This is a genomic window from Synechococcus sp. PCC 7335 (assembly GCF_000155595.1).
GTDB lineage: Bacteria > Cyanobacteriota > Cyanobacteriia > Phormidesmidales > Phormidesmidaceae > Phormidesmis.
Genome location: NZ_DS989904.1, coordinates 363,123 through 386,484 on the forward strand (window position 1 = coordinate 363,123; position 23,362 = coordinate 386,484).

Genomic DNA, 23,362 nt, shown 5'->3' on the forward strand with positions numbered 1-23,362 from the left:
TTGCTTTACAGGGTGATTTTCTTCATGGCGATCGCACTAGCGCTGCCGAGCAGCTTGCAACGTGTGACGAACGGCAGCGGATTGAATTGGATGGGGCGTTTCAGGATGCTTTTTGAGGTAGCGACCATAGAGATAGTGGTTAATTTTTCTTTCAATAGCAGCCAATAGATTCTCTAGGCGATCGCTGCCTCTGCCGCAAGTAAGCCGATCGACTAGGGGGAGAACTAACAGCTCACGACGACGAGCGCCCAGCTTTGCATAGCGTTTCTTGAAGTATTTATCTTCTGTTAAGTCCCACTTCTGGCGCAGGTGATTCAGGCTAGCTAGATCCCAAGCATCACTCCAGCGCAGCATGAAGTAAGGCAGATCATAAAGCTTAAATTCTGGTAGCTTTAGCTGGCCAAACCATTGAATCAAGCCCACTTTGTTGTTATCAATGCCGACCGTATCCGTGGTGACAACAGCGGTGCGATCGCTATAGATCTTGCCACCGGCCTCAGTGACCATGAAGCAGAAATCAATATGCTCGCGAGTAGCCAACATGCCTTCATCGAGTAAGCCACCTGTCTGCTTAAACGGTGCCGTCTCAAATAGGCTAGTGCGCGCCAGCATACAGTGAAATTCGACATAGTCGCACTGAACCGGGCGCAGCTCTTCCGGGACTTCGGCCACGGGTCTGCCCGTAAGATAGGCAGACTGTTTGATCTTGCGCCTAGGCTGACCGCGTTTGAAATCAGTTTGAATATACGAGCGACCGCCTGCGTTGTGAATCACCTGATGAAGCGGTTTGCCAATGCAGGTCAGCGGCCCCACTACCGCCGCGCCAGTTTGTTCCGCACAGCTCACCAGCTTAGTCAGCCAGCCATTTTTGACAACAACGTCATTTTCTACAAAGACAACATAGTCACTGTCCGTCTGGGTTAGCACCTGGCGTAATCCTACGTTTCTAGCCTGGTTAGGAGAGAGATATCGCTCTGTGCGAATCACCTTAAAAGATTCTTGTCTAGCCTTTTGTTGAATGTAGCGTGCGACTGGTCGGGGCGAACAGACATCAACAAAAACAAGCTCAAAAGGATAGTCCGTATTTTGATAAATGCTCTCTAAGCAGGCCTGAGTATAGCTAAAGCGCTCCCTAGGGCCAATCACAAGTGTGACTTTGGGCTTTTGGTCAGGCAGGGCTAATTCAGATAGTGAGCCAGAGCGCGTAGAGAGCGGCGGAGTCTTTGGAAACGTCGTGTCAGTGACTGTCATGGGACTATCTCCTAAGCGGATTGTGTTGTTCTAGTTGGGTGCTTTTTGTGAGATTACCGCAGCGGCGGGTCCGATCAAGGCGCTGTGGCTGAAAGTTAGGCGATCGCGAGGTTTTTATCTTTTTTTGTACAGCGAATCAGATAGTCTCTTTCTGCTGGAGACATCAGTTTTTCGCCAGCACTAGCATTGATAGAGACTTGTTCAGGCGACTTGGCACCTGCGATCGCAACCGGCGCGATCGGATGAGAAATCACAAAACCCAGCGCCGCTTTCACCATCTCCTCACCGGGCTGCACAGCCGCTTTAAGACTGTCAACTTTAGCCAGCTTACGAGCGAGCTTTGCCTTGGCGCGATCATCTTTGTACCACTCAGAGCGCACCGTATCGGTAAAGACGGTATCCGCAGAATATTTGCCCGACAGCAGTCCTTTGTGCAGTGAACCTCTGACCAACACTGCAATATTGTGCGCTTGGCAGTAAGGCAAGAATTCTTGATCAGGATTGCGACTGAGCAGCGAGTAGTCGACTTCTACCACGCTACAGCGGTCGCTAGCATTGAACAGCTTCAGCACGTCTAGGCGATCGGTAGAGATGCCGTAGGTTCCAATCAGTCCCTGCTGTTGCAGTAGCTCAAACCCTTCAAGATAGGTCTCAGCTAGCTGCGGATCGGCTAGCTTGCCCTCATGGCACAGCATAACGTCGATATAGTCTGTTTTGAGGCGATAGAGCGAGGCGTGGGCGCATAGTCTCACCATATCAGTGGTGGTAATCGGCACCATCTGGCCGGAGCGTCTGCCCCAACGGCCCATCTTTGTGACGATATGCACTCGATCGCGCCTCCCTTCTAGAGCTTTACCAACCCGCTCTTCTGAGAGACCAGCGGGCATACCATATGATTCGGCGGTGTCGATGAGATTGATTCCTTTTTCGACAGCGCTGCGAACAGTCGCGATCGCCCCCTCTTCTTCAATATGGCCCCACTGGTTGCCAATGTTCCAGGTACCAAGGCCAATCGCCGAGGCTCGAATGCCGGTTTTGCCCAAGTTGCGATAGAGCATCGTGAAATCTCCTAAATAATGACAGGCTGAACAATGTAGGTTGAACAATAAGTAATGAACAATGAGTAATGAACAATAGGTGATGAACGGTTGAACAATCAGCGCTAGGGAGAGGCATTGCTAGGGAGAGGCGTTACTAGCCCTGGCTGGTAGCTGATTGGGCGAGAGGGCACGCGAGGAGAGCGAATGCGCGCGATCGCATCCAGAGAATGTTTTGCCAGGAAATGTTTTGTCAGGAAAGGTAGTCTCTAGAGACTCTTTGAGAAAGGCGGTATCAACGTGCTGTAAAAAGGTCCGATACTGTTTGGATAAATAGCGGTTAAACAGCTTTTCAACGCCAACCAACCGCTTTTCTAGCCATTTTTTAGCGGGCTCATTGAGAAAAGAAAACTGGGAAACAAGCGGTTTGATCAGCTCTTTGCGTCGCCGTTGACCTAGCTTTTTATAGCGCTTTTGAAAGTAGCGGCTCTCTGCTAGATTCCATTTCTTCTGAAAATGTTTGAGGCTTGCTAGCTCCCACTCGTCGCTCCAGCGCAGCATAAAATAGGGCAGATCAGAAAGCTCCATCGTGGGCGCAGGCGGATGGGTTAAGAATGTAACCACTGAAGTGGGCTCTAGGTAGATCGGCTCTCCTAGCCTAGTCACCGTCATACAAAAATCCAGATATTCTTTAGTGCAAGAGAATCCTTCGTCGAGTAGGCCAATGCGATTGAACAGACTAGTCCGCACCAGCATGGCATGAAACTCTATGAAACCAACAGTTTGTCGCTGAAGCTGGTCTTTGACTTCAGCGATAGGCTGGTTTTGAAAATAGGTCTTCTCCTCAATTGTCCACTGCCCAGCCTGATCGATTGTGCTTTTTGGCCCCCGCTCTCCTCGGGAGAAGCTAGCATATTCTGTGGGCTCCATATAGTCGCCACCGATGCAGTGGACAATGGTATGAATTGGCTCGTACTGACACACTAGCGAACCAATCACAGCCGCTCCGGTTTCGCGCTCACACTGCATCAAGGCCGTGAGCCAGCCGGGTGCAAAGATGATGTCGTTGTCCACAAAAACAACAAACGGGGTTTTAACGCGCCGTAAGCCAACATTTCTAGCTTGGTTAGGGGAGAGATAATAGGGCGATCGCACCCACTCAAACGCTTTTTGCTGTGACTGGTCTTCTAAATACTCACGAACATGATCCGGCGAATTGTTGTCTACATAGATCAGATGAAAAGGATGCTGAGTATTCTCGTATAGGCTCTCTAGTGACTTTTGAGTAAACTGGAAGCGTTCTCTAGGAACGACAATAATCGTGACTTGAGGATGTTTCATAGGACTTTGGGATTGGTTTGCAGTGCTTTTTCTGGCGGAATCGCCGTTTGTATCTGATAAAGGGCGGCGTAGTGCCCTCCCTGATGCATTAACGCTGAGTGAGTGCCGCGCTCTAAAATTTGACCGTTTTCAACGTAAAGGATTTGATCGAATTCTTTCGAGACTCTAAGGTCATGCGTGATTAGGAATGTTGTTGCGCTGGTGGTCAAACGGGTCAACGCTTCATTCACGGCTTTTTCACTTTTATTGTCGAGTCCAACCGTGGGCTCATCCAAAATCACAATTCGGGCTTGGCGAACAGCAGCCCTGGCGATCGCAATTCGCTGCCTTTGCCCACCCGAAAGCGTCGAGCCTCGCTCGCTCATCAGCGTGTCGTACCCGTCGGGCAGCCGCAAAATAAAGTCATGAGCATTGGCTAGCTTGGCAGCTTTTTCAATCTCCGCATCACTTACTCCCCCTGATCCGTAGCCAACTCCATAATCAATTCCGTAGGCAATATTTTCTCGAACCGTCGTGCCAAACAGAATGCTATCTTGCAGCACAATGCTGATTTGCTGCCGCAAAGAATCCAGCTCGTATTCGCGAATATCTCTGCCATCGATAGTGACCTGCCCTAGCAGTGGATCGTACAACCGCAGCAGCAGACTCACCAGCGTAGACTTACCGCTACCCGAAGGCCCCACTAGAGCAATCCGCTGACCGGCCTTGGCCTCAAAGCTGACATTCTCCAACACCATGCGGTTCGCTTCATAGGCAAAATAAACGTTACGAAAGGCAATATCACCGTGAAATGGCGGTGCGGCGATCGCACCAGGCTGATTGCGAATGTCGGGAATCATCTCAAACAGATCGATAATTCTCTCGCCGGACGCGGTAGCCTTAGAGATTTTTGCAGCTTCTTTCGCTAGGTCACGAGTTGGCTTGAAGGCCGTCTTTAGGTAGGTGATAAAGACCAGCAGATCACCAGGGGTGGCGGTGCCTTGCTGAACGAGGATGGCGCCGCGCCAAAGCACTAGGGCCGTGGCGATCGCCACCAAAATTTCTGCCGTCCGCTGTAGTCCCGAAGAAAGCTGCTGCGTACGAGCAGTATCTTCTAGGCTCTGGCGATTGTCACTTGCAAATATCTTCTCTAGCCGCTTTTCGAGCGAGAGCGCCTGCACAACTTTAATCGCGCCGATTGATTCTGCCACCGTGGCGGCCATAGCACTTTCTCTACGGCGCTGCTGACGAGAGACTGTCTTAATCCGCTTCGTCATTCTTAAGCTGGAAATGACAAAAAGTGGAAAAACCATCGTGCCAATGAGGGCTAGCTCCCAATCGATCCAGAACATTACACAGACCATGCTAATCAGCGTCAGCGTGTCTACAGCTAGCGGCAGCGTCGCATTGACGGTGGCGCCGCGTAAGGTGTCTACATCGCTGGTGAGACGAGTGATCAGATCGCCACTTTTAGACCGATAGTGAAAAGAGAGAGAGAGTCGCTGAATATGGGCGTATAGATCGGCTCTGACCTCGGCAATGATGCGGCTTGCAGCTAGTGAAAGCCCAACCAAACTAGCGTAGGCAGACATTGCCCGCAGCGCCGCTGTTGCAATAATTGCGATCGCTAGCACAGCCAGCAGCAGATTAGGGCTAAGATCTCTTAGCAGCGGCCAGTCTAGCTCGGCGCTGTGGGCATCCGGCACCAGCACAAAGTCAAAAATCAGCTTCAGTGGCCAGGGCGCAAGTAGCCGAGCTAGTACTTTGGCCACTAGCGCTAGTCCGGCAAGCAGGAGAAGGCCCTTTTGTTTGCGAATTTGGGGCCAAAATCGCCGCATAATTCGCCGTAATCTAGGGAGTGCCTGCTGAATAGTTTTAGGCCGCTTGCGGTTAATCATCATGCTAAGGAGTTAAAGGAGACTTTTTCTAGCGGAGGCCTTTCAAGAGACTTTTTAAAGGGAGACCTTTCAAGAGACTTTTCAGGCTCAAGTACCTGTTGATAGACGGTCTTCCAGTGTTGCTGTTCAACCGCAGGCGCAAGCTGAGTCAGCGCTTTTTGCCTAGCAGCCATACCCAGCTGTCGCCGTAGGTCAGGTTGACTCACCAACTGCCAAAGCGCCTTGGTCAGAGCTTCAGTATGGCTAGGCGGCACAATCAGACCGTCGGTGCCGTCTTTGATGATTTCGCCAATGGCATCTACACCGCTGCCCACAATCGCTCTAGCAGCAAGCATGGCCTCTAGCAAAGCATTGGGACAGCCATCGCGCAGGGAAGGAATAGCAAAAATATCCATCTGCGGCAGATAAGCGAGCGCCTCTTGGCGGCTGATTTTGCCCGTAATCACCACGCGATCGGCAAAGCCACTATCCGACAGCGCTTTCTCCCAATAGTCTCGCTCTTTCTCAGCAAAAGCGCCCACCAGCAACAGCGTGAGATCTGCCCTTTCTCTCAGCTGATAGCAGGCATCAAATAGATATTCGAGTCCTTTTTTATCTCTGAAGCTACCAACCGATCCAATCACGGTTCCGTGGAGTTGATCAGCTAAGGCAGGCACAGGCAGATGGTCGAAAGACACGGGGGCGATCGCATTCCAAAAAGCAGAAGAGCGATCTCGAATAGAGGGGGCGATCGCCCTAGCTCGGCGCATCAAGTCTCGACTCACAAACGTGGTCCAATCGGAATGGGCCAGTGTCCAGCTCACCTGGGAAAATTGAGCCGGGCTGAACACATGTTTGTTCAAATCCGCGCCCCGAACGCTGTTGATTACAGGCAGTCCGTTTTCGTTAGCGAGCAGCGTCGTCAAAAAGCCCATTTCATTAATAAAAAAGGCATGCAGTACGTCAAATCTATACTGGTCATGCAGTGCCTGTAGCTGAGCGTGCAAATCACACAGATAGTCCTGGGCCTTAGCCTGCTCAGAGCGAACGGCTGGCTTTAGACGATGAACCGTAATCTTGCCAGAGCAAGCGGTATGACAAGTAGCGCGGCGATAGTCTCCAGCCGCCGCTAAGGCTCGCTCTTCGCGAAAGACGGCTCGAAAAACAGCCACATGAACCTCATAGCCCAAGTCGATTAGCATATTGGCAATCCGACTGACCGATTGCCCCACCCCGCCCACATCGGGGGGGAACTCTAGCGTGGTTATACAAACTCTCTTTGTCATAAATTTTCTCCCTCGTTTGTAATTCGTTTATGCTTTTGATTTGTTGGAGTGAATTCGTTGAAGCCAGAAGTGGGTATCGCCACAGAGCCAGAGCAAAGTCAGAGCAGGGTCAGACTGCTTTAGCAAAAACATTCTTGTGGTAACAACAGCTTCTGCAAATAGCTGGCTGTATGAGCCGCGCCCTGTAAATCAATGGTGGGAATCACCGACGTTTGAGCAGATGTTTGAGCCGGCATTTGAGCGGACGTTTGTTGTATGGCCGTTACGACAGCATCGGCAAAGCGTTCTGCCTGCAAGTCTGACGGAGTGAGCAAAGTCAAAAGGCCCAGGCGCGCTAGCTTTTCGGCTCGGATACGCTGTTCGTCGGTTTGGCTAGGGTTCAAAGAAGGTAGCAGCAGCGATCGCACGCCAGTTCTCAACAGATTCATCGTCGTGTTGTAACCACCCAAACTCACTGACAAGTCAGCTTTATCCATGTAGTCAATCAATCGCGATGTGTATCTTCGCAGCGTAACGTTGGGCCGATCGGCCGCCGCCCGTTGCAGATCTAAAAAGTCTGCTTCAGGCATAAATGGCCCGGCAAAAGCATAGATTTGGTGGGACAGCCGATTGGCTAAAAGTGAGCTGGCATCTACAGCAGCCCTCAATAGGGGATACCCATGTCTGCCACCACCCGCACTCACCACAATCGTTGGTGACGAGTCACTGAGTCCGGCAATGTCGTCTAGGGTTGGCGTTTTTATGGTAGGTGATGACTGGGCTACATAGCCCGTATAGATAATCTCGCAGTTCAAATCGCGCACCCGAGAAAAACAATCTTCTAGCGGTTGAAAATTCGCATCAGCGTGAAACAACACTGCATCATAAAACTGATTGATTAACCGACACACCTTAGCCGCTCTTCTAGCCTTCGTATCAGCTGGTAGCGGCTGAGTCATAATCAAATCTCTGAGGCTACAGACTATTTTGACCGGCCATGGTGAAGCCTTAGCCTGTTCGAGCAAAGGCTTTAGCTCATACTTCATTCTCAACTTGCTAAAAGGAAAACACTCTGTAATCAGACAGTCTGGCCGAAACCAGTCAAACACATCGAGCAGTTGCTGTTTACGCTGCGTCTTTACCTCCTCAAGCGATCGCGTCTCATCTAGCGGTACCAGCTTTGCCTCCTTTTCCCAAAGTCCCGGTAAACAAACCATCTTCACCTCAGCTGGCAACTCAAACGCCGATACCAGTTGACCACCGTTGACAAAGCAAACCTCAAACGTTGGCACCAGGCTGCGGATAATCTCTCGACAGCGCACTAAATGGCCTATCCCAGCCAAATGCTGGCAGTAGATCATAATTTTTTTCATCTTTCTCTTTCTTTAAGAGTCAATAAAACAAATGCAAGAACGAACAAACAAACGAACGAAGCGCCAATCTACGCTGCGCTCATCTGCGGGATGTCTTCATGCTCAGCCAATCCGACATCTGCTAAGGTGCCTGTCGCGAGCGCATTAACGAATCGCGCTGTATTGTCTACGCCGTTGAGATTAACCTTAATTTGACTAGGCGAATGCTGAAGATGCGCGATCACTGCCTCAGAAAAGCGCTCAGGTTCTAAATCTTCTGGGTAGATCCGCCGCGCTTTTCCTAGCTGTGATAGTCGCTCAACGCGCATAGTTTGCTCTTGATCGCCATTGCCCACAAATGGCATCATCATGGCCCTTACACCTGTTGTCAAAATGTTCATAGTGGTGTTGTAGCCAGACATACTGATCGAGAGTTCTGCTTTCTCCATGAAAGCTAGCAAGTTGGGCGTGTAGCGGTGAATCTGAAGGTTGGTGCGATCACGTGCCATTGCCTTGAGCGCCCAAAATTTATGGCTAGGCATGAACGGTCCGGTAAATATCTGAATATGGTGAGGAATCTCACGCTCTAATATTTCAGCGGCTGCCACAGCGCACTCAAGCAACTCATGACCGAAGCGGCCACCGCCAACGCTCACCAAAATCATCGGTTCAGGCTTAGACAGGGTAAGCCGATCAACCCCAGTGAGCCGATTATTTTCAGGCCGTTGCACCACATATCCGGTATAGCGCACATCGCAGTTCAAATCAGCTACTCTAGAGAAACTCTCTTGCAATGGGTGTAAGGCAGGATCGCCGTGGATTAGCAGCTGATCAAAATGTTCATTAATTAAGCGCACAACCTTCGCCTCGTGGCGGGCCTGATCGGATTTAGTGACAACAATGTCCCGCAGGCTAGAAACGATCTTGGTTCCCTGCGCTTTGGCCGCCTCGATTAGCGGCAGTAGCTCAAAAGAGAATCGTCTCCTGCCAAAAGGAAAAAGCTCAATCATCAGCACATCCGGCTGAAAATCTCGTATCGTTGCCAAAAGCCGCTGTCGGCGGAACTCCTGCGCTTTTTCCAGGCTAAGATGCGGATCAACCGGTCGTAGCTCGCGAAATTCAGCGTCGGTCTTAATCGCAGGCAAGTTAATTAGCTGTACATCTTCTGGTGGCTGAAACCCTTGGATAACCTCGCCGCCGTTGACAAAGCATACTTTAAAGTCAGCGCCCAGCCCTCGGACAATTTCCATACTGCGAATGAGGTGTCCCATCCCCAGAATGTGCTGACAGTAGAACATTAGTTTTTTCATGGCAGTCATCTCTAAATCGTTGTAGTCAGAATGTTTTAGTCAGAATGTCTCAGTGAGATTGTTGACGGGTATAGCAGGTCATGCCAGCCAGCCCATAAAAGGGGGAACAAGAACAGATTTAGTCATCAGATCGGGAATCGGCTGTTGAGCTGAGGCTAGAAGCGCGCTGAGATATCCTGAGATTTGAGGCAGTCCGTTCAAGTCCAAACTCTCTGACCTATGCTTTGGTCGCGTTGCCATCCTCTCGGGTGGGAGAAAGGGCTGATAGAGCAGATCGAGTACCGCCTGAATAAGCGATCGCCCAGTTACCTGCTCAGGATGGACCATTGTTATCCAGCCTTTTTTGGCAAAGTTAATCGCGCGAATTAGCTGCTCTTGCGAGGGATGTATTCGTGGAACCACCACCGTTCGTTTGCCCAGCATCAGAATTTCTGTCAGTGTGTTGTACCCACCCATAGACACCACCGCATCCGCTGCCTGCAAATAGCTCAGCAGATCGGTAGTGAAGCTCTGGAAACTGATACTAGAGCAGCCAGCCGCTAATTCCTCCAGCCTTGAGCGCTGTTCGATCGGCATTTCAGGCCCGCTCAATATCAAACTGTGGATAATAGGACCGGTCACATCAGACAAGTCCAGCGACGGTTCATCATCAGCGGTTTGGCGGCGTGGGGGTAAAGCCTGAATCAGCTTCAGCCCTTCTAGGTAGGTATGGACTAGGCTAAAGCCATCTTCTCCGCCACCCGGCGTAACCAGCACCAGTGAGTCAGTCGGTTTAATGCCTAGCTGCGCTCTAGGATCAACCTGCTCGTGGCCCGTTAATTGCTTGCGAATATAGCCGCAATATCGCACTTTATGTGCAATTGGTAAGGGCAATCGATATTCTTGAACTAAGTCAAATACGCTCTGCACGCCAGCGACTAAGACCTGGTCGTAGTGGGTTTGAATAGCGTGGTGGTGACCCCATCTACACCATTCGTCAATCGTCTTTTCGGGGGTATCTAAAATATCACGCAGCAACAGCACCCGCTTATTCTCAGGCACCGTTTGTTGTAAGTAGCTCAGAGTATTAGCCAGTTCACCCCTTAAACCAGTAGGCTTTTTATCAACTAGTAGCAGATTAGGTTTGAAGTGAACAGCGGCTGAGTAAATTAGGTGCGATCGCAGCGCCACTGTCTCTTCAATAGAAGTTCCGAGATACTTTGCAGAAAGCTCTCCAGAAACGCCTCGATTCAAACAGGGCAGTTTGATATAGTCCAATCCCTGAGGTAGGCGAAACTCGTGAATCATTGGCGAACCGGACACCAGTAAGATAGAGAGATTTGGCCAGTGTTTAAGCAGATGTTCGCAGATCGCCAGCATCCGTCGCAGGTTGCCGAGCCCAAAAGCATCATGAGAGTACACCATTATTCGAGTAGTGTTCATATGTATTCTCTCTCCATCTTCTTTCCATCGTTTCGGACATCTTGTAGATAGCTTGTGGCGAATTCGCAGCGAATCAATCGAGCCGACTAAGTTCAATATTGCAAGCAGCCATAAGGGAGGCATGAAATTTTAGTTAGAAGAAATTCATGAGAAAAAGTTCATGAGAAAACTCTCACGAAAGGCCAACCAACTCTATGAGATAGTTAATGAGATAGCCACCGTTAGCTAGAGTGGATGGCCTGGCGTCTTTTTGGTGAGTGCCATGAACAATTCGTCAAATGCCTTTGCGTCAAATGCCTTTGCTAAGATTGGGCACTCTCTATGGCAGCAATTTTTCAAAGAAACGCGTACGCGAATCTTGTTGCTTTATGCGTTCCTGATGCTGATCTTAACTGGGCTAACGGTTCCTATATTTAGATATCTCCTATTTCAACAAGTGGATCAGCGAGTGCGAGCTAACCTCGCCATAGAAAGAGAAAATTTCTTAGCGGCTTTCGCAGATTGGCAGCGACCTAATGGACAAAACGCTCAGGACCTAAAATCTTTTGTTGTTGAATATTTAGACAATAACCTCGTAGAGGACGACAACTTTCAACTTGTTTTGATAGAGGGTGTAGGTCATTTTTCTAGCCCAGACTATTTACTAACGCCCTTTAGTCCAGATTCAGACCTGTTTGAGCAGTGGCAAACAGTGACTGCCTTCACCATGGATAGCCAATTGAGCGGTGATCCTAAGATTGGCAAACTCTTATACAAAGCTGACCCATTGATTGTTGACGGCAGGCAACTAGCAGTACATGTGGTGGTTCACGCGGCGGCAGGAGAGCGCCAAGAGACACTTGAGGGAGTCTATGTCTTCAGCTGGATGATCGTGTCAATAGTGGCGCTTTCACTTTTGCTAGCTTGGATAGGGGCAGGTCGCCTACTGAAACCTATTCGAGAGCTAGCTCAAACGGCGCGCTCCATTAGTGAATCTAATCTGACTAGGCGAATTCCGCTGCCTAATGGCAACGGCGAACTCACTGATTTGACCCACACTTTCAATGACATGATGGATCGAATTCAGGCCGCATTTGACAGCCAGCGCGACTTTATAAACGACGCAGGACATGAACTGCGTACCCCGATCACAATTATTCAGGGTCACTTGGAGCTGATGGATGAGGAGAATCCCCAAGAGTGCCGAGAAACCATCAAGCTAGTGATGGATGAGCTAGATCGAATGGGGCGATTGGTGAGCGATATGCTGCTGCTAGCCAAGTCTGAAAGACCTAACTTCTTACAGTTAGAGACCGTTGAGATAGATGCTTTTGCCGAGGAAATCTTTACGAAAGCAACTGCGCTAGCTCAGCGTCACTGGATACTAAAAGTAGAAGGCAAAGGCAATGTTGTCTGCGATCGCCAGAAGCTCACTGGCGCAATTCTTAATCTACTAAAAAACGCTGTTCAGCATACCCAAGGAACAGACACGATAGAGCTGGGCTGTTATTCGAAAAAGGACGCGGATCATCCAAACCATGATCAGGTTCGGTTTTGGGTGCGCGATACGGGTGAGGGCATTAGCCCAGCTGACCAACAGCGGATCTTTTCTCGGTTTGCCAGAGGTCAAAATTATCAGCGACGCTCAGATGGGTCTGGATTGGGACTGGCCATTACAGCTGCTGTGGCCGAAGCACACGGCGGCCAGGTAACGCTGCATAGCAAAGTCGGTCAGGGGACTACTTTTTGGTTGGATTTGCCGCAGAGGAGGCCGTGATCTGGCGTTCTACTGCCGCGAGCAGTTCCTTAAAGCGAAACGGCTTTTGCAGATAGTCGTTGGCTCGCTCGGCCAAAACGTCCTGCTGTAAATCGCTCATAGCAGTCATGACAATTACGGGCGATAAAACGCCGCGATTACGCAATTCCCTCAGCACCGTCCAACCATCTTTTACAGGCAGCCTTAAATCCAGCAAAATAGCATCATAGGTCTGTGCCTCTGATGCTGCTAGCGCCTGATTGCCATCTACAGCGACTGTGATATCAAAGCCATGCTTTCTAAAGCCTTTGGCAATAAAGGCGGCGAGGTTTTCCTCGTCTTCAACAATCAGAATTTGATTCATTTTAAGCGTTTAACCGAATCTGAAAAACAAGCCTGGGATTAGTATGGACATACCTTACTCTGTGAGGGCTATCGCTTGCATGAGAAAGTTCTTATAATTCCTCGCATCCGTGCTCGCCGTTCGTGCTCACATAACCGCCATCACGACTGCCGCAATCGATAGCCTATCCCGCGCACGGTTTCAATCAGATCGGCTCCTAGCTTTTTTCGTAGATAGCCCACATAGACATCAACGATATTAGATCCTGGGCTGTAGTCATACCCCCACACCCTATCCAATAGCTGCTCCCGGCTTAATACCTGACCTGGATGCCTGAAAAAAGTTTCTGCTAGCGTAAACTCCCGGGCGGGCAAATCGACTATCTCACCGCTTACCTGCACCCGCCTAGTGAGCAAATCCAGACTCACATTGCTTGCCCACAGCATCTGATCGTTGCCAGTAGCAGCGCTTCCTGCCGCAGGAGCCTGCCTCAGGCGGACTCTCACCCTAGCTAGCAGCTCCTCAAAGCGAAAGGGTTTGGTCACATAGTCGTCTGCGCCCCCTTCTAGTCCGGTCACCTTATCGTGGATGTCATCTCTGGCAGTCAGAATAATGATGGGTAAGGTTGCGCCCTGACCGCGCAGCTCTTCAATCACCTGAAGACCATCTTTGTCAGGCAACCCTAAGTCAAGAATAAGCAGATCGAAGCTAGCCTCTAGCGTTTGCGCGATCGCCTGTTGAGCAGTAATAGCGACCTCCGTTGTAAATCCATGAGCATTCAATCCCTTCTTGATAAAGGATGCAATTCGAGGCTCGTCTTCTGTAATTAGAATCTTGTGCATAGACCTTTAGGAGCGACTCTTCTAAGGCTTGTAAAGATACTCTTAATGGTTCATTCATAGAACCTTGCTTGAACAAGAAAACTATGGATTTTCACTTCTTAGAAAAGACAATCTATAAATAATCTAGCAAATTTCAACGTGGAGTTAGAAAAAGGTAGCCCGCTCAAACTACCGGAGCGCAGCATCTCGAGTATTCAGTCACATCTGATAAAATAAACTGCTAGGCTGTAATGCTTTTTGTAATGCTTTTAGAACTGATATACTAATCCCTGATAGATAAGCCCTGACAAATAAAGCCCTGACAGATAAGTTCTTGAAACACTTGCGATCAAACACTATCGATGGCTTTTCTCTAAGGTTCCTCGGGTTACGCCTAGCTGACTAGCGAGATTGAGCGAACGCCACAGATCAACACCTTCTAGCTCGCCATCGACTAGCTTTCGATATGCGGATAGTATTTCAGTGACTTGTTCAGGAGTCTCGTCTAGAAACTCAATTCGGAAGTAGCGAGCACCTTTCTCAATCAATCTAGCGGCAAATTCTGCGCCGGTTTGGGCCTTGCCATTGAAGAGCGTATTACGACAGCCTGCATCGGCTGAAAGGATATGTTCTGCGCCTGTGCGATCGCGCAATTTCACCTTATGTTTTTCACACGGGCGACCGCAGTTGGTAAAATCTGTTCCTTCTGATAAAAAGGCGCAGAAGACGCAGTGTGCCATATGAAACATCGGCATGTGCTGATGCAAGGTAATCTCGAACCATTCAGCAGGGGCCGTTTCTAGTAAATTCTCTAACTGTTGCACGTTTAGATCATAAGAAGCACTGAGTCTTTCTAGGTTAAATTCCCCTTTAAAGTAGCTAGCCGTAATCGGGTTAGCTACGTTTAAGGAAAAGTCACCAATGGCGCGATCGCCACTAAAGTAGTCAAGCTGGTCGTAGTTGCGAATTAGATAGCCATCAGCCTTAGCTTTGCGAACCTGATCGAGAATATAGCGTTCGCTGGGCTTGGTAATACGAGGCGGGGCGATAAATAGCTCTGCGGTACTTCTCCTGATTAAAGCAACAGCTTCTTGATAGTGGATAGGATTTTCGAATTCACAGTAGATTGTGGGTGCATTTGTCGTGATCGCCGCCTGAAGCTGTGACAGGTTGCGCACCAACGGAATTAGCTGAACTGCCAGCTTCTGTTCTACCGGGCTTTGCTCAGATAGCTGTTGTTTTAGATGCGCAGGTTGGTTAACCGGAAGAACCGGAAGAAGATCACGGTAAGAAGCATGAGGATTTAACGTCCATGATTTTAGCTGTTGTTTTTGTTCTATAAGCTGGGTAACCAGCTCTCTTCGTAGCTGATTGAGCGCGCTCACAGGGACCATCACCTGGCCCTCTAGATTGTTCTGAAGATCTTTTAGATTGAAAGGGGTAGTGCCCAGTCTAGAAAGTTGTTGAATGAGTCGCTCTGTAGTCAGTGGTTTACTATGAGCAGAGACTAAAGCAACTTCTGTAGTGGCTTGAGCCGTGTGACCACTGTAGTCGTGAGCGATCGCCTTTAGCAGTCCTCCTGCTTTGCCGAATACTTCAATCGATATCGGTCGCTTAAACCGGGGCTGATTGCCGCTATAGGTTTGCCGTACGGCTCTATCAAGTTCTGGATCGCTCGTTTTCCAAATGCGATCGCCCACCTGTATTCGAGTAAAATCAAGCGATTTACGACCAAAACTTAAAAAAGTCTCTTCTCCTTTAGTCTCAACGCCATATAGCCGCCCGCCCTGTTCATCATCAGGCTGACTGCTATCAATAACAACACCATCACCTGGCTTAACTGCAATCAACAATTTAACAACGATTCGATGTTCTCTTTTTGTCTTAACAATCTTCTCAACTTGTCCAACTAGCGCGCCGCGCTTTTTCCCAAATCGTGCGTGAACTAGCCTTTGATTATCAATTCCTTGAAACCAGCCTGTAGAAAGACCTCTAGAAAAAGCCATCTCTAGTGAATAGCGCTCATCACCACTAGGATAGTAGGAAGCTTCTAGCCGTTTGAACTTGAGATCTAGCTGGTGATCGCTATGATCATGATCCTGCTCTAATCGTTCGACGGTTTGATCAAATACTCGGTCTAGTACCTGGCGATAAACGCGGGTGACGTTAGCAACATATTCAGGCGTCTTCAATCGACCTTCTATCTTCAAACTAGCAATGCCAGATCTAATCAAATCAGGAACAACCGGTAGACCAGAAAGATCTTGTGGACTGAGCAAATAGGCGCGATCGCCCAAATCTACTTCTTTTCCATCGGCAAGCAAATCATAGGTCATTCGGCAAGCTTGAGCACACTCTCCCCTATTCGCCGACCGACCGCCTAATGATTCGCTTGTCAAGCACTGACCAGAATAAGCAACGCACAGCGCTCCGTGCACAAATGTTTCTAGCGGCATAGCAATATTCTCTTTCTTTAACTGCCGCTGAATTCGATTAATTTCTTTGATTGAACATTCACGCGCCAAGACAACAAGCTCAGCTCCTATCTGCTGAGCAAACTTTACGCCTGCTGCAGAAGTAATGGTCATCTGGGTAGAAGCGTGAATTGGAAAGTCCGAAGAAAGATGGCGGATGAGGCGACAAATACCCACATCTTGAACGATGGCTGCATCTACACCGGATTTGATGATCGTTCGCAGATAATGCGCTGCCGCCTTCAACTCCGCTGGAAAGATTAGTGTGTTTAGCGTGACATAGCCTCTAACGCCTCGCCTATGCAAGAAAGTCATTAGCTCAGGCAAGTCTGCAATCGTAAAGTTATGTGCTCTCATGCGAGCATTGAATCGATCAAGCCCAAAGTAAATAGCATCCGCTCCATTTTCCACCGCAGCTTTCACACAGTCCCAGTCTCCTGCAGGTGCTAGCAGTTCTGTTTTTTGTAGATCGAAAATAGGCTCTGAGTCCTTTGATAGCAGGTGGCTAGAGACGCTCATAGTGTGAAACAAGCAGGGAAATAAGGGCGTTCGAGAACGGATAAGCGCTGATGAAGCTGATAAGGATGGACAGACCTTTGTATGAACCAGAAGACCCTCAGCCATCTCCAAAGTGTATATCAAACGCTTGAGTCAATGACCGTTGCTCCCTAGAATTAGGTTTGTATTAAGGAATGCGAAAACTTCAAGCAGGACTAGAGAGTAAGAGGAACCATGGCTGAACGTCCAATCATCGTTGGCATTGTGGGCGATAGCGCCGCCGGCAAAACTACCTTGACCCGTGGCATCGCCCAGGTGCTAGGTGAAGAAAACGTCGTAGCCATCTGTACAGACGACTATCACCGCTATGATCGTAAACAGCGGGCAGAGATGGGCATTTCCGCGCTGCACCCAGACTGTAACTATCTCGATATCATCGAACAACACCTGCAAGATCTGCGTAATGGCAAAGCAATCCTCAAGCCGATCTACAACCACACAACAGGTGAGTTTGATCCGCCTGAATACATTCAGCCTAAAAAGTTTGTCATTGTAGAAGGATTGCTGGGCTATTCTACCAAAGCCGCTCGCGACGCTTATGATGTGAAAGTATATCTAGCACCGCCTGAGGATTTGCGAGCGAAGTGGAAAATCAAGCGAGACACCCGCAAGCGTGGCTATACAGATGAGCAAGTCCTCGAAGCTTTACGCAAGCGTGAGCCCGATTCAGAAGCCTTTATCCGTCCGCAGAGGCAGTGGTCCGATGTAATCGTGTCTTTTATTCCACCTGAAAACAAGGACGATCAGGGCAACGACCTGCTGCTCGATGTCAAACTGGTTCTACGGCCAACGCTGCCTCACCCAGACTTTACCCATATCCTCGATGACAAAGGTAATGACCTAGGTGATGCAATCCGCTTACTGCTAGATCGCGATATGGGCAAGCCAGTCGATGTATTGTCTGTAGATGGCCACGCTAACGAAGCACAGGTACAGCAGCTAGAGCGTATCCTGTGTAGCGAGGTACCTTATCTGGGTCAGTTCTGTAGCCTAGAGGGTAATCAGGATGTGGGCAAGGTAGTCGGTACGACAGGCGAGTCGCTGCAAAGCTATCCGCTGGCGCTGACACAGCTATTGATCACCTATCACATGCTGAAGGCTGTAAAGCGAACTCAAGGGAGGAAGTAAGCTGCCTAGTTCGTCAAAAGCCGCAGAGCAAGCTGGAGCGAACTGAGACGAAAGTCTGTGGCCGACAGCGACAAGATAAGATGAGGCGAACGGTGTAACTTTGGTTCATCGGCTGTTTTTTTAGGGTAAGTAGCACATTATGGTTCAGTCTCTAGCTCAAAGCCCGATGAGTTTTGAGGCTTTCCTAGATTGGTACCCGAACGACGGCTGTCGGTACGAATTTATTGAGGGAGGTATTGTTGAAGTATTGCCAACTGGCCCTCATGAAGACATCGGTGGGTTCTTGAGTGCTGAGCTTAACTTTGAAATTCGTCGCAGTCAAAAGCCCTATTCCATTCCTCGTAATTGCTTGATTCGGCCACGAGCGGAAAACTCTGGCTATATGCAAGATGTTGTTCTTCTCGACCGTGAACAATTGCCTCAAGAGTCTATGTGGCCAACCGCGTCGGTGATTCAGCACGGTGCCACTGTGCTCTTAGTGGTCGAGGTAGTCAGCAAAAATTGGCGAGATGATTATGGACACAAGTTCGTTGAATATGAAGCGATGGGCATACAAGAATATTGGATGGTGGACTTTCGAGCGCTGGGGGCAGTGCGCCATATCGGCAAGCCCAAGCAACCGACAATTACGATCTGCCAGTTGGAGGGTGAAGAATATCGAGTTCGGAGATTTGTTACTGGCGAAAAGCTGGTTTCTGGAATATTTCCTCAGCTTAATCTGACGACAGATGCGGTGTTTGCAGCCGCAGAATGACTTCATATACTAGAGACTGTGAGCATGTGAAGCTCAGCATAGGGATTCTACTCTTTTTCTTTTCTTCTACAATTGGGTGAGTAATGCAGCAGATTCTTTCGGCGTGACTAGGCTATTAGCGCAGAGGATACCGGAGGCGGCGACCGCTGGCACACCGATACCGGGTAGAGTGCTGTCACCGACTAGATGCAGCCCTTCGATTGGGGTTTTACCGCTGGGGAATCGACCTGCTTGGGCAGAGATGGCTGGGCCATAAGTGCCTTTGTGTCGACGGAGGAATCGACTGTGGGTCAGTGGGGTGCCAATTAGCTCTAGCTCAATGCGATCGCGCAGATCAGGAATAATCCTCTCTACCGCTCGAAACAGCGTTTCTGCCTTCTCTCTTTTCTTCTGTTCGTAGTGTTCATCTTTCTGCCAACCAGCAAAGGGCTCTAGTGTGTAGGCATGCACCGTGTGATAGCCCGCTGGCGCCTGCTGAGGATCGAGCACGGTTGGGATAGACACCATACAGGTGTTCCCAGGTACTGTGATATCTTTTTGATTGTCATGAACAACAACATGGTGAATAGGCACTGACTCTAGTCCATCTGCTCTGATGCCTAAGTGCAAATGCATAAAGCTATCCACCGCTGGCGTAGAAAGTGCTGCTTGACGGTAGTTAGCGCCTAACTCTGTTGGATCGAGTAAGTGGCTATAGGTATCCCAGCGAGTTGCATTAGAAATAACCATAGGCGCGTTGATCTGCTCACCATTTTTCAAAACGACACCCTTCGCTTTGCCGTTATCTACAACGATTTTTTGAACGTGAGCGCCGAGTCTTAATTGCCCGCCCCAACGCCTCAGTCCTCGCACAAGCGCCTCTACAATTGCACCGCTGCCGCCGACAGGATAGTCAATGACAGAGCTAGCCCGCTCTCCAAACATAAAGGCCATTTCTGGAGCGACAGTATCCTCGCACTTCATTCCAGAAAGCAAGAAGCACTCAAGATCAAGTAGACGTTTTAGCCAAGGATCGCTAACGTAAGGGGCCATAACCTCGCCCATAGATCGACTGAGATCTAGAAGGTTAGGTAGAAGGGCCGCGAGCGATCGCCCATACCGCTTTGCCAATAGCGGTAGCGCCCACAGATCGGCTCGTAAAGCCAACGATGGCATTTCCTTGAGCGGCGCATAAATCTTTAGTAGCCTGGCTTCTAGCGCTGCCATCTGAGCGGCCGCACCAGGACTAAATTGCTCGATTGCCTGCTGGTACTTTTGAGAATTGCCATAGACGGGTAGCGTTCCTTCAGGCAGATGATAGTAGCCAAAGGGCTCGTAGGGAATGGTCTCTAAACGCTCGCCCAATACCGCAAGCACCTGCGTTAAAGGATTGGCTGACCCCGATTCGCCTAGCCCGCTGTAAAAAGAGGGCCCAGAATCGAACGTAAAGGTATCACCTCGATGTCGCCGGGTGAAAGCGTGCGCCGCGCCGCCAGGTAGCGTATGGCTTTCAAAAACAATCACTCGCCGTCCGTATCTTGCGAGTAGCGAACCTGCGACAAGTCCACCTAGTCCGCTACCAATCACAACAGCGTCAACAGTTTTCTCTATGGGCGATTTGGGTCGAGTCGTTACACTTTGGGTCATGTCTGTCTTTTCTTACAGACACTGAGTCTGCGTAAGCAACTGTTCGATTTTGCGGTTACTACCATTTTAGGCACTTTCTCTTAGGCAAAAAACCTTACAATTTTTCAGTCGCTTGTTTTGCTAACTACATTTTCCCTGATGTCAGAGCACTTTCCTACTTCGGCCGCTACAGCAACTTAATTCATGACTTTAAAGGCAGTACTCTTTGGTTTCAACGGCGTCATGATCAACGACGAGGAGATTCGTCAAGCTTTGAGCAACCAGCTGTTGCTAGACGAGAACTTGCGCCCAGATGCTGATGACTACAAACAGGTCTGTATCGGGAGGAGCGATCGCGCCTGTCTAAAAGCACTGTTTGCTCAAAGGGGCCGTACGACAAGTGATGAAGCCCTAGACAAGATGCTGGCAAAAAAATCGATGGCCTACAAAGCCTGGTTAGATGGCTTAGATAAGCTGCCGCTCTATCCAGGACTGCACGATTTAATCTTTCGTTGCCGAGCTGCTGATATCAAAATGGCAATTGTCACAGGTAGCTCTCGGCAGCAGGTCACTGACGTACTTACTTACACAGAGTGGGCCGAATACTTTTCTACGATTGTTTCAGGTGATGATGTTCCCCCTAACGGCAGTAAACCTGCGCCGGATGCCTACCTGCTAGTAATCGAACGGTTGAATCAGATGAATCCTGGCTGGAACCTACAGCCTAGCGAATGTATTGCAATTGAAGACTCCTTTGCCGGTATCGAATCAGCCAAGCGCGCTGATATTCCAGTAGTCGGTGTGGCTCATACCTATCCCAACCACATATTACAGCGGCGCAGCACTTGGGTTGTAGACTATCTACGAGAGATAAAGTTGGACTGGATTGGTGAGATGTTCGACTATCTTCCGAATAAAGAGCAAGCCTAAGTGGCGGCAGAGCCGCAGGCAAAGTAGTCAGAAATCCCATTTTCGCGCTCCAACTTTTGCCCTGGCTTTTGTACGATTGATAACTTAAATTAAAATATTTTGTATAAATCGCGACAGTTTTGCACTGTGCCGGGGATAATTAGAGTGTGCGCTATCTTTATTGTTTCTATGGCGCATCACTTGTATGACCCTAGAATAAGGACATGGAGAGACTATGGCTGCTAATTTGCCCGTCGATGAGCTATTGCTTGAGCCCCTACACGAGGGCGATCGCGGTCCGGCCGTTGCTCAACTGCAGGCTAGACTCGCTGAGCTAAATGCCTACTCTAGCCAGATTACAGGCCTGTTCGATGTAACTACAAAGCGAGCGCTTACTGATTTTCAAGCTGACTATGGGATTACCGAAGAAGCTGGTTTCTTTGGGCCTCAAACCTGGTACGCGCTTACTTTTTGGAGCCATGAGACTGAACTACCGACCTCTTTGTTCGCGATAGGACTGCCTCTCAAGTCTTGGCTATTACAGCTCTTTGCTGCTGCTGCCGTTCAACCGGAGCCTTTACTCTCTAGCGTGGGAAACCGACCAGAAATCGCACCCGGTAAGATTCTGTTTTGGCCATTTACAAACCCATTTGCGCAGAAAGTCCCTTTTAGCTAGTTGCGATACATACTGATATACGTAATAGCTACATCTAAGAGATTTCAGGATCTGCCTTCGGCTGTGAACTACCGATCGTCTCTTTAATCTCCGCCTGTAATCTTTCTAGCGTGGAATCGGTTTTGGCTTGAGAAAGGATGTTCTGCATGACGGTATTGACACCTTTTGGCCCCCAGGTGCAGCCTTGCTGCAAGTAGACCTTAGCGGCTTGTCCGACGGCAAAGGTTCCATAGCCTGCTGCTCCTGCTTGAGCGCTCATCGCTCCAGCGTAAGCGCTCAGCCCAGAAAAGCTTTCGAATGCGCTCCAGATAGCTGCCCCACTCTTGCCAAAGCCTAACAGCAGACTAGTGCCAAACTCACTGAGTAATAGCGTGCCAGAGCTGCCGATAATGGACTGCCACAGCTTAGTCGCTTCAAACCGGGTCATTGGAAAGCCATAGAGCTGCGAAAGCGCCCGAATCATCACCATATCGGAGCTGATACCACCAAGTAAATCAAGTAGGGCAATGGGATTAAAAGCAACCGCGATCGCCTTGTACTTGGCATATTTCCAGATCAGCTCGTCGGCGCCTGCCTGATTCAGCTCAGCAGTTTCCTTCGACAAGTTTTCTTCAACAATGCTCGCTTGCCTAAGCGCATTCAGCGCAATCAATGTCGGACCTTCTTCGGCCACAATCTCCAACAGCCTCTGTTTTAGGGGCTCAATTTGTGGCGGGGGGTTTTCCCATTCCTCTGTGATTCGGCCATCTGGCCACTCCACTCGCACTTGAAGCGGAGCAGGGGCAGCAGAGATCATCACAATATCATCGACTAGCCTAGCGCCCTGAGGAAGGTTAGCGCTTTCTTCTGCCTCTCGCCATAGCGTCTGTAAGTTGTCAGCAACGGTGGTCCTATCCGTCTCTGGGTACAGATCGACTTTGTTGAAGACTAGCAGTAGGGGCTTTCGAGTGGCATAGAGTTCTTGAAGTGCGAGATATTCGGTTTGAGTAATATCGCCAGAAACTACAAACAAAATGAGATCTGCTTGCTGTGCAACCTCTTGGGCCATTTTGCTACGAGACTGACCTTCTATCTCGTCTAGCCCAGGTGTATCAATTAATTCTAGCTTTAGAGGTTGTCTTCCAAAATCCGATTGACCAAAGTGCGATCGACTATCGGTAGGCACCCAATAAACCGAACGAGGCCATTGAGTTACGCCATTGAGTGGGCCAGTTTCTAGAATATTTTCACCCAGAAGGGCATTAATAACTGCTGATTTCCCTCGACTGACTAGGCCAAAGACGGCAACCCTAAGCAGCGAGCTATCTAGCTTGTTCATCAAAGCACTCAGCCGATCTATGCCACTTTTGACTGCGGCTTGACGAGTCAGCTCCTGTTCAGAAAGCTGAGTCATCTTGAGCTGTGGAATATAGCGATCTATCGCCTGTCTCAGGCTGGTGCGAGCTTGTTCGACAAGCTGGTTAGGCGCAGGCTGTACCGGTGAGGACATACAATGGGGGCATCACGGTGTGGATGACAAAGGTGA

18 protein-coding genes are annotated in these 23,362 nt (G+C 49.4%); 5 read left to right on the forward strand and 13 right to left on the reverse strand.

Annotated elements, in window-relative coordinates; all coding sequences use genetic code 11:
• Positions 1–36: 36 nt before the first annotated feature.
• The 8 genes from S7335_RS01550 to S7335_RS01585 form a co-directional block, all read right to left on the reverse strand.
• Positions 37–1,251: a glycosyltransferase family 2 protein gene (locus tag S7335_RS01550; RefSeq protein ID WP_006457553.1), complete on the reverse strand. Its 1,215-nt coding sequence runs from the start codon at positions 1,249–1,251 to the stop codon at positions 37–39.
• Positions 1,252–1,346: 95 nt separating this feature from the next.
• Positions 1,347–2,309 carry an aldo/keto reductase gene (locus S7335_RS01555; RefSeq protein ID WP_006454146.1) on the reverse strand — a complete coding sequence of 321 codons (963 nt, stop codon included), beginning with the start codon at positions 2,307–2,309 and terminating at the stop codon, positions 1,347–1,349.
• 120 nt (positions 2,310–2,429) lie between these two features.
• Entirely contained in the window at positions 2,430–3,629 is a 1,200-nt protein-coding gene (locus S7335_RS01560; RefSeq protein WP_006453763.1) for a glycosyltransferase family 2 protein, read from the reverse strand.
• Positions 3,626–5,506 (reverse strand): ABC transporter ATP-binding protein, encoded by a 1,881-nt coding sequence (locus S7335_RS01565; RefSeq protein WP_006455025.1) that lies wholly within the window; start codon positions 5,504–5,506, stop codon positions 3,626–3,628. Before S7335_RS01565 ends, S7335_RS01560 begins: the two co-directional genes overlap by 4 nt.
• Positions 5,506–6,771, reverse strand: a complete 1,266-nt coding sequence (locus tag S7335_RS01570; protein ID WP_050765757.1) for a glycosyltransferase — start codon at positions 6,769–6,771, stop codon at positions 5,506–5,508. The genes S7335_RS01565 and S7335_RS01570 overlap by 1 nt, the downstream gene beginning before the upstream one ends.
• Positions 6,772–6,890: 119 nt before the next feature.
• A complete protein-coding gene (locus tag S7335_RS01575; protein ID WP_006456507.1) occupies positions 6,891–8,123 on the reverse strand; it encodes a glycosyltransferase family protein in 1,233 nt (410 codons plus the stop codon).
• A gap of 68 nt (positions 8,124–8,191) precedes the next feature.
• A complete protein-coding gene (locus S7335_RS01580) occupies positions 8,192–9,412 on the reverse strand; it encodes a glycosyltransferase family protein (RefSeq protein WP_006454615.1) in 1,221 nt (406 codons plus the stop codon).
• A gap of 78 nt (positions 9,413–9,490) precedes the next feature.
• Positions 9,491–10,834, reverse strand: a complete 1,344-nt coding sequence (locus S7335_RS01585) for a glycosyltransferase family protein (RefSeq protein WP_006455451.1) — start codon at positions 10,832–10,834, stop codon at positions 9,491–9,493.
• A gap of 262 nt (positions 10,835–11,096) precedes the next feature.
• On the opposite strand from S7335_RS01585, the gene S7335_RS01590 reads away from it, so the two are divergent.
• Positions 11,097–12,590 (forward strand): cell wall metabolism sensor histidine kinase WalK, encoded by a 1,494-nt coding sequence (locus S7335_RS01590; RefSeq protein WP_006454922.1) that lies wholly within the window; start codon positions 11,097–11,099, stop codon positions 12,588–12,590.
• Here S7335_RS01590 and S7335_RS01595 read toward each other — a convergent pair.
• The 3 genes from S7335_RS01595 to S7335_RS01605 all read right to left on the reverse strand — a co-directional run bounded on the left by S7335_RS01595 (position 12,553) and on the right by S7335_RS01605 (position 16,726).
• Positions 12,553–12,933, reverse strand: a complete 381-nt coding sequence (locus tag S7335_RS01595) for a response regulator transcription factor (RefSeq protein WP_006456245.1) — start codon at positions 12,931–12,933, stop codon at positions 12,553–12,555. The genes S7335_RS01590 and S7335_RS01595 overlap by 38 nt on opposite strands.
• A 140-nt stretch (positions 12,934–13,073) precedes the next feature.
• On the reverse strand, positions 13,074–13,754 hold the full coding sequence (locus tag S7335_RS01600) for a response regulator transcription factor (RefSeq protein ID WP_006455662.1): 681 nt from the start codon (positions 13,752–13,754) through the stop codon (positions 13,074–13,076).
• Positions 13,755–14,089: 335 nt separating this feature from the next.
• On the reverse strand, positions 14,090–16,726 hold the full coding sequence (locus S7335_RS01605; RefSeq protein ID WP_006454142.1) for a U32 family peptidase: 2,637 nt from the start codon (positions 16,724–16,726) through the stop codon (positions 14,090–14,092).
• A 213-nt stretch (positions 16,727–16,939) separates the two neighbouring features.
• Here S7335_RS01605 and S7335_RS01610 point away from each other — a divergent pair, with 213 nt between their 5' ends.
• Positions 16,940–17,893: a phosphoribulokinase gene (locus tag S7335_RS01610; RefSeq protein ID WP_006457431.1), complete on the forward strand. Its 954-nt coding sequence runs from the start codon at positions 16,940–16,942 to the stop codon at positions 17,891–17,893.
• Positions 17,894–18,032: 139 nt separating this feature from the next.
• On the forward strand, positions 18,033–18,647 hold the full coding sequence (locus tag S7335_RS01615) for a Uma2 family endonuclease (RefSeq protein WP_006456785.1): 615 nt from the start codon (positions 18,033–18,035) through the stop codon (positions 18,645–18,647).
• A 66-nt stretch (positions 18,648–18,713) separates the two neighbouring features.
• Here S7335_RS01615 and S7335_RS01620 read toward each other — a convergent pair whose 3' ends face one another.
• Positions 18,714–20,273 carry an NAD(P)/FAD-dependent oxidoreductase gene (locus S7335_RS01620; RefSeq protein WP_006454772.1) on the reverse strand — a complete coding sequence of 520 codons (1,560 nt, stop codon included), beginning with the start codon at positions 20,271–20,273 and terminating at the stop codon, positions 18,714–18,716.
• A 183-nt stretch (positions 20,274–20,456) separates the two neighbouring features.
• Here S7335_RS01620 and S7335_RS01625 point away from each other — a divergent pair, with 183 nt between their 5' ends.
• The gene (locus S7335_RS01625; RefSeq protein ID WP_006453698.1) at positions 20,457–21,182 is read left to right on the forward strand and encodes an HAD family phosphatase; all 726 of its coding nucleotides are present in this window, start codon (positions 20,457–20,459) and stop codon (positions 21,180–21,182) included.
• A gap of 214 nt (positions 21,183–21,396) precedes the next feature.
• Complete coding sequence (locus S7335_RS01630; protein ID WP_006453741.1) at positions 21,397–21,837, forward strand: peptidoglycan-binding protein; 441 nt, start codon at positions 21,397–21,399, stop codon at positions 21,835–21,837.
• A gap of 34 nt (positions 21,838–21,871) precedes the next feature.
• Here the strand turns inward: S7335_RS01630 and S7335_RS01635 are convergent, their stop codons facing one another.
• The gene (locus S7335_RS01635; protein WP_006457603.1) at positions 21,872–23,326 is read right to left on the reverse strand and encodes a GTP-binding protein; all 1,455 of its coding nucleotides are present in this window, start codon (positions 23,324–23,326) and stop codon (positions 21,872–21,874) included.
• Positions 23,327–23,362: the final 36 nt, after the last annotated feature.